This is a genomic window from Mesorhizobium sp. AA22 (genome assembly GCF_001672375.2).
GTDB lineage: Bacteria > Pseudomonadota > Alphaproteobacteria > Rhizobiales > Rhizobiaceae > Mesorhizobium > Mesorhizobium wenxiniae.
Genome location: NZ_CP048406.1, coordinates 1,917,502 through 1,932,094, shown reverse-complemented (window position 1 = coordinate 1,932,094; position 14,593 = coordinate 1,917,502). Strand labels below are relative to the sequence as shown.

18 protein-coding genes and 1 pseudogene are annotated in these 14,593 nt (G+C 62.9%); 3 read left to right on the top strand and 16 right to left on the bottom strand.

Going from position 1 to position 14,593, the window contains the following annotated elements:
* Positions 1 to 79 precede the first annotated feature (79 nt).
* Complete coding sequence (locus A9K68_RS09555; RefSeq protein ID WP_246811332.1) at positions 80 to 346, bottom strand: hypothetical protein; 267 nt, start codon at positions 344 to 346, stop codon at positions 80 to 82.
* Between A9K68_RS09555 and A9K68_RS09550 the strand changes: the two genes are divergently transcribed.
* Positions 345 to 527: a hypothetical protein gene (locus tag A9K68_RS09550; protein ID WP_163602971.1), complete on the top strand. Its 183-nt coding sequence runs from the start codon at positions 345 to 347 to the stop codon at positions 525 to 527. The genes A9K68_RS09555 and A9K68_RS09550 overlap by 2 nt on opposite strands.
* A gap of 115 nt (positions 528 to 642) precedes the next feature.
* Here A9K68_RS09550 and A9K68_RS09545 read toward each other — a convergent pair whose 3' ends face one another.
* The 6 genes and pseudogenes from A9K68_RS09545 to A9K68_RS32455 all read right to left on the bottom strand — a co-directional run.
* Positions 643 to 1,524: a hypothetical protein gene (locus A9K68_RS09545; protein WP_203546895.1), complete on the bottom strand. Its 882-nt coding sequence runs from the start codon at positions 1,522 to 1,524 to the stop codon at positions 643 to 645.
* Positions 1,524 to 2,009 carry a hypothetical protein gene (locus tag A9K68_RS09540; RefSeq protein WP_065009043.1) on the bottom strand — a complete coding sequence of 162 codons (486 nt, stop codon included), beginning with the start codon at positions 2,007 to 2,009 and terminating at the stop codon, positions 1,524 to 1,526. Before A9K68_RS09540 ends, A9K68_RS09545 begins: the two co-directional genes overlap by 1 nt.
* A gap of 2 nt (positions 2,010 to 2,011) precedes the next feature.
* Positions 2,012 to 2,458 (bottom strand): hypothetical protein, encoded by a 447-nt coding sequence (locus A9K68_RS09535; RefSeq protein ID WP_245497251.1) that lies wholly within the window; start codon positions 2,456 to 2,458, stop codon positions 2,012 to 2,014.
* A 204-nt stretch (positions 2,459 to 2,662) separates the two neighbouring features.
* Positions 2,663 to 2,911 carry a hypothetical protein gene (locus tag A9K68_RS09530; protein WP_246811331.1) on the bottom strand — a complete coding sequence of 83 codons (249 nt, stop codon included), beginning with the start codon at positions 2,909 to 2,911 and terminating at the stop codon, positions 2,663 to 2,665.
* 96 nt (positions 2,912 to 3,007) lie between these two features.
* Entirely contained in the window at positions 3,008 to 3,454 is a 447-nt protein-coding gene (locus tag A9K68_RS09525; RefSeq protein WP_065009045.1) for a hypothetical protein, read from the bottom strand.
* 150 nt (positions 3,455 to 3,604) lie between these two features.
* Positions 3,605 to 3,733: pseudogene (locus A9K68_RS32455) on the bottom strand (ATP-dependent DNA ligase); the annotation flags it as partial.
* Positions 3,734 to 4,101: 368 nt separating this feature from the next.
* Between A9K68_RS32455 and A9K68_RS09520 the strand changes: the two are divergent.
* Positions 4,102 to 4,338: a hypothetical protein gene (locus A9K68_RS09520; protein ID WP_082982457.1), complete on the top strand. Its 237-nt coding sequence runs from the start codon at positions 4,102 to 4,104 to the stop codon at positions 4,336 to 4,338.
* Positions 4,339 to 4,559: 221 nt separating this feature from the next.
* Here the strand turns inward: A9K68_RS09520 and A9K68_RS09515 are convergent, their stop codons facing one another.
* The 7 genes from A9K68_RS09515 to A9K68_RS09485 form a co-directional block, all read right to left on the bottom strand.
* A complete protein-coding gene (locus tag A9K68_RS09515) occupies positions 4,560 to 4,763 on the bottom strand; it encodes a DUF1059 domain-containing protein (protein WP_082982458.1) in 204 nt (67 codons plus the stop codon).
* A gap of 235 nt (positions 4,764 to 4,998) precedes the next feature.
* On the bottom strand, positions 4,999 to 7,446 hold the full coding sequence (locus A9K68_RS09510) for a hypothetical protein (RefSeq protein WP_065009048.1): 2,448 nt from the start codon (positions 7,444 to 7,446) through the stop codon (positions 4,999 to 5,001).
* Entirely contained in the window at positions 7,446 to 8,039 is a 594-nt protein-coding gene (locus tag A9K68_RS09505; RefSeq protein ID WP_065009049.1) for a hypothetical protein, read from the bottom strand. The genes A9K68_RS09510 and A9K68_RS09505 overlap by 1 nt, the downstream gene beginning before the upstream one ends.
* A 223-nt stretch (positions 8,040 to 8,262) precedes the next feature.
* A complete protein-coding gene (locus tag A9K68_RS09500; RefSeq protein ID WP_065009050.1) occupies positions 8,263 to 8,508 on the bottom strand; it encodes a hypothetical protein in 246 nt (81 codons plus the stop codon).
* A gap of 293 nt (positions 8,509 to 8,801) precedes the next feature.
* Positions 8,802 to 9,791 carry a Coat protein gene (locus A9K68_RS09495; RefSeq protein WP_065009051.1) on the bottom strand — a complete coding sequence of 330 codons (990 nt, stop codon included), beginning with the start codon at positions 9,789 to 9,791 and terminating at the stop codon, positions 8,802 to 8,804.
* A 179-nt stretch (positions 9,792 to 9,970) separates the two neighbouring features.
* On the bottom strand, positions 9,971 to 10,879 hold the full coding sequence (locus tag A9K68_RS09490) for a hypothetical protein (protein WP_065009052.1): 909 nt from the start codon (positions 10,877 to 10,879) through the stop codon (positions 9,971 to 9,973).
* A 197-nt stretch (positions 10,880 to 11,076) separates the two neighbouring features.
* The gene (locus A9K68_RS09485; protein ID WP_065009111.1) at positions 11,077 to 11,655 is read right to left on the bottom strand and encodes a hypothetical protein; all 579 of its coding nucleotides are present in this window, start codon (positions 11,653 to 11,655) and stop codon (positions 11,077 to 11,079) included.
* Between the two features lie 271 nt (positions 11,656 to 11,926).
* Here A9K68_RS09485 and A9K68_RS09480 point away from each other — a divergent pair, with 271 nt between their 5' ends.
* Entirely contained in the window at positions 11,927 to 12,241 is a 315-nt protein-coding gene (locus A9K68_RS09480; RefSeq protein ID WP_065009053.1) for a YMGG-like glycine zipper-containing protein, read from the top strand.
* Positions 12,242 to 12,444: 203 nt separating this feature from the next.
* Here the strand turns inward: A9K68_RS09480 and A9K68_RS09475 are convergent, their stop codons facing one another.
* Both A9K68_RS09475 and A9K68_RS09470 read right to left on the bottom strand, forming a co-directional pair.
* A complete protein-coding gene (locus A9K68_RS09475) occupies positions 12,445 to 12,768 on the bottom strand; it encodes a hypothetical protein (protein ID WP_029351760.1) in 324 nt (107 codons plus the stop codon).
* The gene (locus A9K68_RS09470; RefSeq protein ID WP_065009054.1) at positions 12,765 to 14,498 is read right to left on the bottom strand and encodes a portal protein; all 1,734 of its coding nucleotides are present in this window, start codon (positions 14,496 to 14,498) and stop codon (positions 12,765 to 12,767) included. Before A9K68_RS09470 ends, A9K68_RS09475 begins: the two co-directional genes overlap by 4 nt.
* Positions 14,499 to 14,593 lie beyond the last annotated feature (95 nt).

The window sequence follows — 14,593 nt, the reverse complement described above, 5'->3', positions numbered from 1 at the left end:
GCGGGAGGTGCGATCGATGGGATGCGGCTGGGTTAGCCGGGGTCTTGCCTTGAAAGAAAAGGGGCGCGCAAAAACCGCTTTATGGCAATCCGACAACGCGCCTCTTGGTCCAGCCGGCGATTGTCAGCCCCAACGCCATGCCGGCGCAGTCGGCTACCCAGTCGAACCCATCCAGATCGCGCCCTATCAGTTGGGCGCCCTGAAGAACTTCGATCGCCGCGCCGGTAAAGGCGAGAAGAACAACCAGCCTTGCCTTGTGTCCCGGCCAGCCGAGGCTTCCTAGGGCCGCCAGCGCGGCGAAGGCAATGGCGTGCTCCAGCTTGTCATCGTGAAGCGTGACGGCCATGCCGAGATCCGGCAAGAACCGCACCGGCAGAAGAGTGAGCAGCAGAACGCAGGCCAACGTGACTACAAAACCGATTCTTGCCATCGTCGAAAAAGAGTCTGTGCGCAACAAGATAGGGTCAGTCCTTCATTTGAAAAGCTGGATGGGCGGTGTGGTGGATTTGGAGTTCCTGTCATTTTGATAGCATCAGCGCTTTGGAATTTCAAACCACAAGCCTGTGTTGGAAGAAAGGCATCCGTCGCTCTCGTATGGCCACCGGAGCATTCTGGGAGGCCAGCCGATGCTGGTTGCGGACCTCAGTTTTGCGCCACCGAGGCGCCGGCCAGCCGGGCGAGCGCAGCCTTATCGTCGGGCCTGAGATCAGCAAGGCGGTCATCGCCCGACGTGGGCGAATTCGGGTTTTTCGCCGACAGAGCGGTGCCGCCTTCAGCGCCGGTGGTTTCACCGTTGATCGCGCCGATGGTGGCCTTCGCGGCAGGCTTGGCGCCAAGCAGCTCAACAGAGCGGCCCGGATCTTTGGCGATCATCGCCTTGGCGAGCGCTTTTGCCGTGTTGCTGCGCCAGGCAGTTTCGGCCGCTTGCCTGGCGACCGGGTTGCCCATCTTGGCGATGAAGTCGAACCCGCTCTGCCTGATCGCCTCGAACGCTGCGGTGTCGTCCGGATCGCTCTGCGCGATGGCGCTCGTGTAGGAGTCCTGCGCCTTGGACCATTCGGCCTGCTCATAGTCCTGGCGGCGCGCATATTGCTGTGCGGCCATTCGTGCCGAGCCGGCCAGCCTTAAAGCCTCTTTTTTCATGATGAAGTTGGCGCGTTCGCTCTCCGGCACTTTCGGCAGGGTGCCGTCGAAAAGCGTGTCGAACAGGCCCGATTTGATCACCTGGCCGGTGCGCGGGTCGACCTGGCCATACATCCTGTCATGCAGGCCGCGACCGTCGGCCGGCGCATTCCGGATCGCCTCGTTTTCGGCCTGGGCGATCTGCCCGTTCAACTCGCGGCCGATGACCTCGGCGTCGAAGGCGTCCTGCTGCTGCCTCTGCTGCCGGAACCGCTCGGCGACCGCCGAGAGCTCGTCGCCAAAACCCTGCATGGCGGCGCCGATCGGCGAGCCATCGGGATAGGAAACCACGCTGCCGGTATCGAGCCGGCGCTGGGCAAGCTGGAGGGGGATGGTCGCCATCAGTAAAGCCCTCCGCCCGGCGCCTGCGGAAAGGCGCTCTTGCCGAACGTCACGGCCTTGCTCGGGTCGTAGATGCCGGAAAGGCCGGACACGAGGTTGCCGCCTGCCCTAAAGATCGAGGCCGCCGCCGCCTGCTTGCCGGAAAAACGCGAGATCGCGGCCTGCGTGGTCAGATTGTTCTGGCGCAGTTGCGAGCCGTACTGGATCGCCTTGATGTCGAGCTGGCCCTGCCTGGCATTGGCGGCCAGCACCTCGGTCGGCGAGCCTGATATGCCGACGCCCGAGGCGCCGGCCTGGGCGCGCGCCTGCGACAGCAAGAGGTCCTGCTTGTGGCGCTCCTGGCCCTGTTCGAAGGCCGCGGCTTGCGCATCGGCCCGCGCCTGCAGTTCATAGGCCTTGGCCTGATAGTCGGCCATCTGCCTTGACTGCTGGCCCTCGACCAGCGCGCCGCCGACCGAAAGGCCGATAAGGGCAAGTGTGCACATGGTCAGCCTCGGCCTAGGCCACGAAGCGAAAATCTAGCTGTGATGCCTCCAACCGGAGCGCCGAGCGCAGGGCGCGGGTCGAGCGCGCCGCCGGGGCTGAGGAGGGACAGAAGCATCTTGTCGGCCTGGATCGCCGCCGCGCTGAGACGAGCGGGTGCTGCCGCTCGCCGCCCGGCTATGGCGGCGCGCCGGATGGCGGTCAGGTTGACTTTCAGGTCGGCAACGCCGGCGGCGTCGAACTGGCTGTTGGCGGTGGCGATGGCGCGGCGCAAGGCATCGGCGTCGAACAATTGCTGGCGCAGCTGTTCTATCAGCCACTGGGCCATGCGCCAGCGCTCGTCGAGGGAAGCGGCGTTTGCGCTGATCTCGTCGGCAAGTGCTGCGATGTCGACGCAGGCTTCACTTTGCGCGGCGGCGGCGCGGCGCTTGTCATCGGGGATTGGGGTCACAGGAGGGTCCTTTTAGGAGGGTGATGGAAAACGGCGGTGCCGCTGATCTCCCCTTGAGGGGGAGATGGCCGGCAGGCCAGAGGGGGTAGTACCGCGTGGAGCACCGGCGTTCTCGCCCGCGATAGGAGGCTGCGTCAGGACGTGCCGACCCCCTCTGTCGCCTTCGGCGACATCTCCCCCTCAAGGGGAGATCGGCAGTTTCAACTACGGCTCGGCATCGAACACCGGCGTGAACGCTCGGATGGTGCAGGGTGTCGGGTTGGTGTGGCGGATCTTCACTCTGCCCTGGCCTTCCCAGCTGTCCTCGATCGGCACCTCGACATTGCCGGTGAACAGATTGGCCATACCATTGGGCGAAACGATCGAGGGGATACGAACCGGCTCCCACCGGCCGCGCATCAACGACGTGATTTCCAGCCCGGTCGTGTCGGTCTCCAGCAAGGACAGGATCACCGCCGACACCTTCTTTCGGCGTCCGACAACCGACCCGTCCTTGCCGCCGACATCAAGCTCAAGCGTATCGGCGCCGGCCTCGTGCAGGATCGCGGTTCAGAAATTTGGCGGGAAGCTGAGGGCGCTGGTCTGCCAGTAGAATTTCCATTCGCCGTTTCGGAGCTTCGAATAGATCTTGCAGACTCGCCCTTTCCAATGGAAATCAAGGCCCGTGTCCTTGTTTCGCCAAAGCGTGTCGATGTCGACGACTGCGAATGCCGCATCCCCGGTTGGAGCCACTTCAATCTTGACGGTATTCCGGCGATTGTGGATCAGGTCATGAGCGGCAAAAAGGCCGTTATAACTGCGACGCCACTCTTCTTCGTCGAAGCGCCCCATCACGAAGTGCCAGTCAATTGGATCGTGTGCATCGGCGTTCGGGGCAAATGGCCACGCCATATCCGGATGGATCATGGACAAGAAGGGCTCGATGTTCTTTTCGTCCCACCCCTTGGTTTCCGCATCCACCAATTTTTGAACGATTTCGCGCACCTGAGCCGACATTTTCTCGATCCTTCATTCCGCAACTTGGGCCGTGATAAGCATGAACCTTCTTGACGCTACAATAGGCCAATGAAGTCGGACACGTTCGGGATGGGGTCACCACGGGTGCCGTCACGATCTCTTCGAGCAGGTAGGATCTTCATTATACACTTATCCCGGCTCCTCTCGAAAATCCTGCAGCGAAGCATGCCGCAGGTCCTCCTCGCCTCGTAGGTGCTTCACTCGGCCGATCAGTCCCGGCTTTACCCATTGCGTCGCCGGCCGCTTCATGCCCTTCGGCGCCGGCCCTGCGGTTTGACTGACCAGACTAGCGTTTTCGGGTTAGAAAGCGGGCTTCCCGCATAAGTGACGGCCAGTGGGACCCCAAGAGAGCGATTAGCTCGCGAGCCTGCTCTTCGGTGATATTGGCCTCTTTGACCAAGCGCTGGACAAGGGAGAGACGATCCGGTGCCGAGGGCAGCTTGTCGGGTCCGTCAGCCATCTCTGCAATTCCTTTGGTCCGAAACGTCACCCAATCGTGCTTGTTCCCTGAGACAGGAAAGACTCGCAATTTTAATCCGATAACGTACAGTAAGGTGTCAGCGATCATATAAGGGCTTCGCTGATTGAGAGGCGCTACGCACTCTCGCCCCTACGGAGGCGTTGAGATGCTAAGTCGATTCAGCCAATTTCTTGGACCCGAAGATTTGGCCTTGTGCCAGCGAGTGTTCGACCAGATTTGCGCCGACGCCAGTTTGGGCAGCAAGTCGATTGAGGCGGAAGACTTGGCCGCGGCGGTGCTGACTGCTTTCCATTGCTCCCCGAACAGGACCGAAGCTGATTTACTGGCCGCCATCCGCTCGGGGCGCAATGATTTCGAAAGCAGACCGGCTGACCTGCCATAGGGAGTAGCGGCGACGAATACGCCGACCGCGTGACCGACTGCCAGGAGGCGATGCCGAGCGAGGAAGCCGTTTTGGGGCTCTATCGGTCTTCCACGAAGCCGAGGCGCTTGCCAAAGCCATAATTGAAACGGTCGAGCGGCTGAGCCGGTGAGCGCAAGCAGCGAAGCCCGCGCCCTCTGGGGAATGGCCGCGGGCTGATCGGACGAGTGGATTGTCATTCCCTACGGCTGCGTAGCGGGCCTAGCGCGAATTAGCTTCTGGACCTGTTGTCGGTCCTCCGGTGACCATTGCTCCGGATCTTCCCCGTGAGCGATCCTACCGTGAAGTTCGACATGCTTCATCACTTCCGCCTCGGTCGCCGCCGTGAACGATGCCGGGCAGGTTTCATTTCCGGGATAGTCCCTGCACCGATATGAATAGGCCATGGCTTCAGCCTCCCTTGTTTATCGCACGCACCGGCCTGAACCCCGAGAGCCGGTGACCGCACGCAGACAAGCCCGCGCCTCTGGCGGAGAGCGCGGGCCCGATCGGGTAAGGGCCCCGATCTACAGCGGGCAAGCGAGAGGGGGCGTGCCCGCTGCTCACAGACAATCATCAGGATGTACTAATGTTCCGCTTGAGGAACACACCCGCTAGAAATCTTCATCTGGCCTACCTCGGCTAAGGCTCCCCGTCGAAAATCGGCGTGGCTCCTCTCACTGTGCACGGCGTCGGGTTGGAATGACGCAACCTAAACCGGCCCTGCCCCTCCCATGAGTCCTCGACGGGCACCGTTACGTTGCCGGTGAACAACGTTGCCATGCCATCGGGAGCGACGATTGAGGGGATGCGGACAGATTCCCACCGCCCACGCTGCATCGACTGGATTTGCAAGCCCGTCGTGTCGGTTTCCAGCAGCGACAGGATCACGGCCGAAATCTTCTTGCGACGGCCCACAATCGATCCGTCCTTGCCGCCGACATCGAGCTCCAACGTGTCGGCTCCCGCCTCGTAGGGTAGCCCGACCTGCCATTTGGCGGCCGTTGCACGACCGGGCAGGGAAACAGCCCCAGCGGCCACGGTGAGGTCATGATAGACTATGCCATCCGCCAGAGCGTCGACGGTCTCGCCGTTGAGATGGTCAAGCCCTGTGACCGTGGCTGTCGCCGGGCCGGCGTATGTGAGCCCGCAGTCGACTGCAAAAGCGTCTTCGATTTGCTCGTACTCGAAAGGAACGCTGATCACTTCGATATAGCGCTTCGTCGCGCCGCCGATGGTGCGCTTGACGATCAGCCAGAGATCATCGTTGCCGTCCTGCCCCGGTGTGACCACGGCGCTTTCAACGATGCCCCATGCCGAACCTGAGAACGAGCCGGCGATGCGATGCCGGTGCATGCCGCGGACTTCCTGCGAAGGCTGGTGCGTGTAGGCGCCAAGTTCTCCGTTATCCAGCGGGAACCACAGCAGCGGATCGGGATCGGTCTGGAACGCCAGTTCAACGACACCCTTTTTTGGAATGTGCTCGGAAATCTGTCCGACATCGTCCGACGTGAAGCGGCCGGTGGCGCTCTGGGCAAGTTCGGCGATCGATTTGCGGGAGCGCGTCACGTAAAGGAACGACTGCCCGGCATCGACCGGACGGACCTTGGCGCAGCCAAACGTGCGGGACCGACGGTTCTTGAAGGAAGAAGGGGTCAGCGCTTCGTCGATGCCGGAACCCGATAGAGCGCGGACCCCGCCAAGCGTTCCGATCAGCAGGGCACCATCCGAATCGGAGATCCACGTAATGTCATTGGCCTGCCCGCCGCCGGCCTGGATAAATTCAAGAGCATCGTCGTGCTTTTCCCCGAGTGCGAAATTGTCGAAGTCGCCGGTTGCGGATGCGTAGACGGAGAATTTTCGGCTGAAGGCTAACCGCTCCTCGTACAGCGAACCGCTTTCGACGTACTTGCCGGGAACGAAGGTGCCGAGACGCCAGCGGGCGATCGGGCTGAGATCGGGAAGCGCATGCCCATACAACCTGACTTTGACCACAGTAGCGCTGGTGCGGCTCGTGATACGCGCCCAGCGCCAGACAGCATCCGAGCCGAGCAAACGAATGGTACGGCCAACATCGCTGGTCTGGAAACCGGTGCCGTCATTGATGCCGACGATCGAGGACGCCGTGAGATCGAATGGCGTCTGTGTATCGCCATCCTCATGCCATCCCATTTCCGCGATCGTAAGATTGGCGTCGTCCTCGGAGCCTGAGATATTCAACCGATAGGACTGGTAGGCAGTCTCATTCTGAAATTCGAAGAAGCGCACTTCGCTGCGCGACCACCCGGTTTCCGCTGTCCGGCTGTCAAGCGAGATCCAGCTCGTGCCGTCGAAGCCCTGGAAATCCCACGCGATGGGTGCCTTTGTACCACCAGTCGAGTTTGCCCGAAGCCAGTAGCCGTCACAAACCTTGGTCGCTGTACCGGCGAAGTCATAGGACAAGAAGCCGGTCGTCGTGCCGAACGAAAGGTTCGACCCATTGTCCCGGTCAAACACCTTATAGGCGTCGGCGGACCCGCTGCTGTCGGCAGCAGTGCCGCTTGGAGCGGTGTTGTTGGTCATAAGGGGATGGACGGCGCCGGTCTCGGCAGGCGCCATGGTGGTCGCGCTTGTGTTGATGTCGTCATAGGGGCCGTCGAGAAAGACGAACTCGGCCAGCGTCCATATGGTGTGCGCCGTGCGGGTGAGAACCTGCGGAAGGTAGTCCCTGTGGGTGATCCACATCTGGTCGGCGGATTGGACGAACTGCAGGTCGAACAGATCGGCTTCGAGATAGGGTGTCGCCACTTCCACCGTGCCGACCCGCGCGCCATAGGCATAGACGCGGACGTAGAGATCGCCGAATTCAAGCATGTAGGCCTGATCTGCCGAGAAGATGAACGGAATGCCGCGCGTCCTCTTGGCCGAAGTCTTCACCTCGCCAACGAAGTATGTCCCGCCGCGCTTGCGGATGCCGCCATGCGGTAACGTGACGAAGTTTTCGCATTTGGAAAGCGCCGCCCGATAAAGATCGAGCGACGCGCGGGCGTGTAGCCGCGGCGAGATCTCGCCACGAACGAATGTGTCCTGGACTGGATAGAGCGTCGTCATCAGCGCACAAACCCGCCGCGCCGGATCGCCCAGGACGACGTTGAAAGCCTGCCGCCACGCTGGATGGCGTTGGACTGGAATGCCGCGTCGAGCGCCCGGTCATAGGCACCGCGGGCGATGTCGATCATGCCCGCCTTGTGGGTCAGCGGATGCGCGATCTTGACGGCGAGCGCTGCAACCAGCACTTCGGTGAACAGCGCGTCCCAGTCGTTCGGATCGGTGAGGTTGGCGACGTAGCGAATGAGACGCGGCCCCGACCGGTCGCAATAGATCAGCCCGGCCTCCTGGCGCCACGCGATCGGCACGCCATCCGGCTCGCCATTATCGGTCAGCGGCAAAGGCCGCAGGCAGTCCACCGGCAATTCATAGGCAAAGTTCAGCGTACCCGCGCCACTGCCGGTATCGGACCCGGCGACGGCGGCCGCCAGGATCGCGAACACCCAGGCGTGTTTCGTCAGCTCTGCCTCGCGGGTCAGGTCGAAATGCAGATTGAGCAGGCGGGCCGGTTTCACGTCCTGATCAAGGCTGTCGATCGGCGCCTCGTCGAGGACGCCAAGCGCCATGTTGGCGATGTCGAGCGGAGTGATGGCCATGATTTTAGGCTCCGTCTGTGTGGATCGGAAAAAGCAGGCATGGGCCCACGGCAAAAAGCCGCTTCGTAGCGGCTGAGGATTCTTTGGGGGGAGTGATGGTGGGTGGCGACGGAACGCGACCGCAGGAAACTGGTGGCCTGCGCCACCTGACGTTGTGGCTATTGCAGTTTCACGATATCGCCGCGCAACGCGGCGATCACTTGCGGCCCGAATTCCTGCGGCATCAGCCGACGCGTGCGCTCGTCGGCCGCCCTGTTTCGGCCGACTTGGCAACGGCGCTTGCTTGCAGCCTTCCGGCACCTCTCGCCATCCCCAAACCCCGATCCAGGGCCTCCTGAAGACTTGTCGTATAGTAGGCGGTGTTTTCCAGACCGCTGAAGAAGTTTATGCGGTGAACTTCGCCCTTTTTGCTTATGACAATGCCCGCTTTTCGGAGCACTCGCTGAACTGCCTTGTATGTCATGTTCATGGTTACCCTCCTTGCCAAGACAAAGCAGCATCGCCCATCTCTGTAACCATTTGGTGACGGCGATTGGTTAAAGGGCAACATGAATATGTTGCGAACCCCAAGTCTTGTTTCACTCTGGTTTAGCGCAGCGGGTGAACTTGAAATTCGCCACATTGGCGATCTAGAGCAATTCCAGGAAAAGTGTGAACGGTTTTCCGTCCGGAATTGCGCATAAACAAAGAGATAGAGCGGTTCGGCGAACCGCTTGTCCAGAAAGGGCGGGAGTTCTTTTACCCCCGCCCCTTCCGGTCCGATCAGGCCTCGGTCGTCTTCAGCGCGATGAAAGTCATGTTCTTGACGCTCGACGCGGTGCGGTCCCAGTTCGCCGCCAGCGCCAGCTCGGCGTCGGTGGCGAATTCGCCGGCCGAGGAGGCGTCGAGGAAGCGGGTGCCGGGCACATGCGGGACGAAATGCCTGCGGCCGACCATTTCGGTGACGCCGCCGCCATGGCCCTGGCGCGGCTTGCGGTCGAACTCCAGCGGCCCGCCTTCGGTATTGACCGGCAGCTCGTTCCACAGGATCGCCTTGTCCTTGAACATGAACGCCGTGTAGACGCCCGCCGCCACCGGGATATCGTCGTCGACGACGGCCCTGAGCCCCATGTAATAGGGGATCAGCGGCCCGCCCTGCTCGGACGGCGGCACATAGTCGATGAGGTCGGCGAGCTTCAGCGCCTTCATCTGCTTGGAGTGCATCCAGATCGTCTTGAACTTGTCGGCGCGGTCGCCCATCAGATAGGCGGCCTCGATGATGTCGGTGTCGACGATCGAAGCGCCGGTGACGCGCACCAGGTCGCCGGCATCGTTGGCGATGTTGTCGGCCAGCACCCCTTTCAGGATGCCGAGCAGCGTCAGCTTGTTGGCACGCTGCCAATAGTCGGTCTGGCGCCGCACGATCAGCTTCTGCGGGTCGTCGCCGGCCAGGATCGAGGTCAAGTCCGGAATGCCCCAGGCCTGGGCGCGGACATTGCGGGCGGCGACCTCGCGGCGCGCGCCGATCTTCTTCAACTCGATCGAATCGGCCGGATCGTCATTGACGGGCTCGGACGGATCGTTGCCGAGATCCTTCCAGCCGGGCATGTCGACGGAACGCCCGCCCATGGAGAGCTTCGAAGCGATGGCCGGGTCGGAAAACAGGATCCCGGCCTGGTAGATCTCGAGCGACTGGACGTGCTCCTCGAACGAGTATTGTGCATAGACGGACGGAACGATCGCGTCCGCGACACGGGTATAGGCGTCTGCCATTTTTCTCTTCCTTCAGGTTTGGTTGGCGGTTGCGCCCCTCACCCAGCCTCCGCTTCGCTCGGCTGACCCCCCGGCGGGGAAAGGAGACCTGCGCCGTCGGCGCCAGCCTCTTCTTCTCATGGGGAGAAGGTGGCCGCGAAGCGGCCGGTTGAGGGGCATTCGGATGCGGCTACCCCACTTCAAAGAGGGTTGTTGGGTATCCACAGGTCGGGGTTTTCGCCGGCCTCGCGTGCCAGCCGGCGGGCGCGAACGGGATCGCTTCTGACGAGGGCCGAGATCTCAGTCAGGTTGCGTTCGCCGGCGGCGTTGCGCTTGAACGGATTGCCGCCGATCAAAGCCGCGCCGCCGTCGATCGTGTCTTCCCTGAACATCGCCTCGCCGATGGCGTGGAAGGCCTTGGCGATGTGCGGATCGGTCAAGGCGCCGTCAGGCAGAAGGATGCCCTTCGCCTTGTAGGAATCGACCAGGCCGAGCTTCTTCATCGCCCGGTTGGCGACCTCCAATCTCCTGCGAAAGCCGTCGCTGTCGGTCGGTCCCCAATCCCTGACCAAGTCATCGTGAGTGGCCTCGACCGAACGGGCAAGGGCGATCTGCTGCACCCTGGCCTGCTCGGCCATGTAGCCGACGAAGCGGTCGTGATAGGCCTGCGCCACCTTCGGGGTGGCGCCGGCCTCGACCGCCCAGGCCTTCGATGCGTTGGCGAGCTCGTCCGAATAGGCGAAGTCTTCGGGAAGCCCGTCGGGGCGACTGTACTCGACCTTGTCGGGCGATGTCAGCGGGCGCATCGCCTCAGGCAACCGGGCATGGAACCTGTCCCAGTCTTCCCCAGGTGCGTCCGCTGCGGGAATGCGCAGGCTCTCGCCCTGCTGCCGTTCCAGCTCCGCATAGGATGTGAAAACCCGATCGAGGCTTTCAGGCTGGGTCCAGCCCTTGGTTTCAGCGAGCTTGCGGTTGCCTTCGGAAAGACCGTCAAACCAACTCTTGCCGGCAGGCGGGGCGGACCCGTTGTCCCCGTTGGCCGGTGGCCGTGCAAGGTTGCCCGCCGGTGGCGAAGCCACCACGGACCCGGCGTCTGCCAGATCTGTCATGAGATGTTCCTTTGTTGAGGTTAAAGGCTGATGATAGGAGCCGGTGGTGGGGCGTAGTATCTCCCCCCTTGTGGGGAGATGGCCGGCAGGCCAGAGGGGGGTACCAGCGCGTGGAGCGCAAAACCTCCATCTGTCGCTGAGGTCGGGCCCGGTCGCACCTCTGTCGCCTTTGGCGACATCTCCCCTCAAGGGGGAGATTAACGCTGCGCGTTATCGCCCCAGTTCTCCCACAGCAGCGTGATCGTTCCGGTAACGGCCAGCATGCCGTCGGCGTCGATATCGGTGCCGGCGGCGAGGGCAAGGTTGAGATAGAGATCGGCCGGCGTCACTGTGCCATCGAGCGTCAAAGCCGCCGCTACATCGGCGGTCGAAGCGGTCGACAGTGCAGCACCGGCACCGTCCAGGGTACGTCCGGTCGAAGCCAGCACATTGACCATGGTGCCGGCGAGCGCAGCGCTTGACGCCGCCGCCGACCCGAGCGACCAGGTCAGTGCCGCATTGTCGTTGATGGTCGAGGCGCGGGTGGTCAGCACGGCGAATTGCAGCCTTGCGGTGCCGCCCTTGATGCGCACCTTGCCGCCGAGGAAATCGAAAAGCTTATGGCTGGCATAGGCAAGCGCATCGGTGACCGGCACCTGCATGGCGTTGAGCGAAAAGACGGTGCGGAAGGAACCGCCCTGCCCGCTGGTGCTGGCGGCAAGGCCGGCCTTGGGCGGGGCAAGGCCGGCCTCTCGGGCGGCGGCACGGGAAAGCGTCCGGGGGAGACCTCGGGTCATTGCATTCTCCATTCTTGGGGGATTTGAGGGATCGGCTGGACCCGCCGCGAGCGGAATCGTTGCGGCCGAAGCCGTGACCCTGATCTTTATGATCTTTTTGTTTGACCATGAGCTTTCCGAGCCGGAGGCCTTGGCCGTCAAGACGAAAGAAACCATGTCTTATTTCGTGAGGCATGGTGCCGCTGTTCCGCCGCAATGCGACCGCACTTGGCAAACACTTGGCAAAACCAGCCGGTGTATTAGTTCATAGGCCTCAACGGAGTATCAGACGATGACCATGTACAAAGCCATTGCCGCCCTGCTTGTCACTGCCACGCTGGCAGGCTGTGCGCAGACCGAAGGCCAGCAGAGGGCGACCACGGGCGCTCTGGTCGGCGGCGCGGGCGGCGCTCTCGTCGGCCAGGCCCTGGGCCGCGACACCAAGAGCACGGTTATCGGTGCAGCCAGCGGCGCCTTGCTGGGCGCGGTCGTGGGCAGCGCGACAACGCCGCAGCGGCGCGGCGAACAGCTTTGCCGCTATCAGGATCGCTACGGCCGCATCTACACGGCGCCTTGCGACGACCGCTATTACAGCGGCAACTATTGAGCCGATAGCGACAAAGGCGCTTGGGAGAGTTCGGTGGCTTCGACGCCGGCTCCTTTCTTTTCAAGTTGGCGATTTGCGAAATCAGCGGCGACGGCCGATCTCCCCCCAAGTGGGGGGAGATTGGCAGCTTCGCCAGCACCGCTCCTCTTGGAAGCATCGTAAATTGGCGAAAGCAACCATAATGCCGACCTCGGCGAACCCTCCTACCTCCCCTCCAGCCTCGCCGCCTTCTCCAGCGCCGCCAGCTGCGCCTCGTCCAGCGTCAGGAACCCCATGATGTGCTGCACCACTTCGGCGCGTGCATTGCTCAGTGCGCTGTGCAGTTCGAAGCCGTTCGGCGTCTTCGTCTTGGCCAGCCACTCGCCATAGGACGGGCGGCGGTAATAGCCGGTCGCCGCCGTCAGGTCGGCAAGCACCATCTCGCCGTCCTGGCCTGAGAACACCCTGAGATAGGCCTTGGTCAGCGCATCCTGCGCCTTGGCCGGGCCGCCGGCCTGGCTCGAATGGGCGAAGCGTTTGCCGCTCATGCGCCGCCCTCGCCGCTCTGCGACATCAGCCCGCCGAGACTGTCGAGCAGACCGCTGTCGCGCGCCTGCACGGCGGCGGGCACGGCATCCTTGGCCACCTTGCCGGCGTTGGCGATCGCGGCCATGCCGGCCTGCGCAGCTTGCGCATTGGCTCTGGCATCGCGGATACCGGCAACCTCGTCCTGGCGGCGAAAGATCCGCTGCGGACTGCGGCCGGCGCTCTGCACGATCTTGAGCGCCTCGTCGCCGTCGATATTGTCCATCACGCTCGCGTCGAACTGCGCCATCTGCATGGCCGTGGTCACCACCTGGATTGTATCGCGCGCCTCGGCCGAGCGGCGCAGCACGTCGAGCGGGCCGGTGAAGGTCGGCCGCACCGCCTTGCCGGCAAGGCTCGCCGGCGGCAGGAAGCGGCTGTCTTCCTCGTATAATCCTTTGTCCTCGAGGATTCCGAGCTCGCGGTCGAGATTCGAGGCAAAACCGGCCTGGATGATCGAGCCGGAGGGTCCGAGCAGCGCGCCCTTTTCCTCCTGCCGGAGCAGCGCTTCGGTCGCCGTCATCTGCGGGTTCTGCACCAGCGTCTGGAACAGATTGACGAACATCATGTCGCGGATCTCCTCGGCCCGGCTTTCCGCGTAGCTGAACGCATAGGTCGGATTCTGCCCCGTAGCGATCGGCGCAATCAGCGGTCGTCCCTGATCGTCGATCAGGCCGGGATAGTTCTCGCCGGGATTGAGCACCGGCACATAGTCGAGCCGCGCCTTCGAAGCGGTCGCCGGATCGGTGACCTGCTGCAGCGCCCTGAGGCCGGAGCGGCGCACGGCGTTTTCTTCGCGCACCGTGGTCAGCGCCTCGATGGTCGGCGAAATGCCGTAGGGGTCGCCCTCGTAACGGCGCCAGTTGAAGCACGACACCGGGAAGGAGCGGAAACCGCTTTCCCTGACGATGACCTCCTCGTCCTCGAGGATGTGATAGGAGGCGAAGGCCGTGTCGAGATACTGGTAGGATCCGCCCAGCCGATACATCTTGCGCTCGTCGCGCGGCTGGATGCACTGGACCAGCGAAATCTTGGTCTCGCATTTGGCGGGATCATCGACCAGCATTTTGATGCGCGCCGGCAGCTTCTCATAGCCGAGCAGCTGTGCGGCCTGGCGCGCCGTGCGCTCGTAGCGGCGGTGGAAAATATCGACTTGACCCCAGCGGTTGCGGCAGAGATAGCCCTCGACCACGGGGATCGAGGCATAGCGGATCAGCGTGTGGGGCGCAAAGCCCTCCTCGGCGTAGAGATAGGCCGGGCCGTAGCGCACGACGTTGCGCAGGCAGGCCTGCGTTGCCGGCACGAAGTTCGAATTGGCGGAATAGCGCAGCGAGAACAGGAAATCGCGAAGCGCCTCCGCCCATTCCTTTTCCTCGTCGCTCTCTTCGTCGTTCAAGGCGGCGGTCGACAGCCCGTGCCATTTTTCCGACTGCGGGATGATCAGGCTTTCCAGCCCAGCGGCCAGCCGGTTGGCTGCCGAGTTGATGGTGTTGGCGTAGACACGCGCACCCCGCCGCTCCTGCCGCTCAGCCTGCGAGTCAGGTCCGGATTGCCGGCGCCCGCTCCAGACATCGGGCGCGTCGGGGTCGCAGAATTCCGACACCGCCTCCCAGACAGCCTCATACTGGCTGCGCTCGCTCTCCAGTTGCGCCTGTCGCGACAGGATATCGTGGGCGCGGGAATCACTCGTCATGGCATTCTTTCTTCGGTGGTCTGAGCTTATTTTAGGGCGGTCGAGTTTGTCCGCTTTTGCGATGTTCAAGGGAGGCGCGGCGGGCCTTTAAGGAG

Excerpts from the sequence above, each read along its gene's own strand:
- A9K68_RS09510 (WP_065009048.1), bottom strand. The coding sequence starts at position 7,446 with ATGACGACGCTCTATCCAGTCCAGGACACATTCGTTCGTGGCGAGATC.
- A9K68_RS09525 (WP_065009045.1), bottom strand. The coding sequence starts at position 3,454 with ATGTCGGCTCAGGTGCGCGAAATCGTTCAAAAATTGGTGGATGCGGAA.
- A9K68_RS09485 (WP_065009111.1), bottom strand. The coding sequence starts at position 11,655 with ATGACCCGAGGTCTCCCCCGGACGCTTTCCCGTGCCGCCGCCCGAGAG.
- A9K68_RS09520 (WP_082982457.1), top strand. The coding sequence starts at position 4,102 with ATGCTAAGTCGATTCAGCCAATTTCTTGGACCCGAAGATTTGGCCTTG.
- A9K68_RS09490 (WP_065009052.1), bottom strand. The coding sequence starts at position 10,879 with ATGACAGATCTGGCAGACGCCGGGTCCGTGGTGGCTTCGCCACCGGCG.
- A9K68_RS09505 (WP_065009049.1), bottom strand. The coding sequence starts at position 8,039 with ATGGCCATCACTCCGCTCGACATCGCCAACATGGCGCTTGGCGTCCTC.
- A9K68_RS09550 (WP_163602971.1), top strand. The coding sequence starts at position 345 with ATGCCGAGATCCGGCAAGAACCGCACCGGCAGAAGAGTGAGCAGCAGA.
- A9K68_RS09515 (WP_082982458.1), bottom strand. The coding sequence starts at position 4,763 with ATGGCCTATTCATATCGGTGCAGGGACTATCCCGGAAATGAAACCTGC.
- A9K68_RS09500 (WP_065009050.1), bottom strand. The coding sequence starts at position 8,508 with ATGAACATGACATACAAGGCAGTTCAGCGAGTGCTCCGAAAAGCGGGC.
- A9K68_RS09470 (WP_065009054.1), bottom strand. The coding sequence starts at position 14,498 with ATGACGAGTGATTCCCGCGCCCACGATATCCTGTCGCGACAGGCGCAA.
- A9K68_RS09545 (WP_203546895.1), bottom strand. The coding sequence starts at position 1,524 with ATGGCGACCATCCCCCTCCAGCTTGCCCAGCGCCGGCTCGATACCGGC.
- A9K68_RS09480 (WP_065009053.1), top strand. The coding sequence starts at position 11,927 with ATGACCATGTACAAAGCCATTGCCGCCCTGCTTGTCACTGCCACGCTG.
- A9K68_RS09555 (WP_246811332.1), bottom strand. The coding sequence starts at position 346 with ATGGCCGTCACGCTTCACGATGACAAGCTGGAGCACGCCATTGCCTTC.
- A9K68_RS09495 (WP_065009051.1), bottom strand. The coding sequence starts at position 9,791 with ATGGCAGACGCCTATACCCGTGTCGCGGACGCGATCGTTCCGTCCGTC.
- A9K68_RS09540 (WP_065009043.1), bottom strand. The coding sequence starts at position 2,009 with ATGTGCACACTTGCCCTTATCGGCCTTTCGGTCGGCGGCGCGCTGGTC.
- A9K68_RS09475 (WP_029351760.1), bottom strand. The coding sequence starts at position 12,768 with ATGAGCGGCAAACGCTTCGCCCATTCGAGCCAGGCCGGCGGCCCGGCC.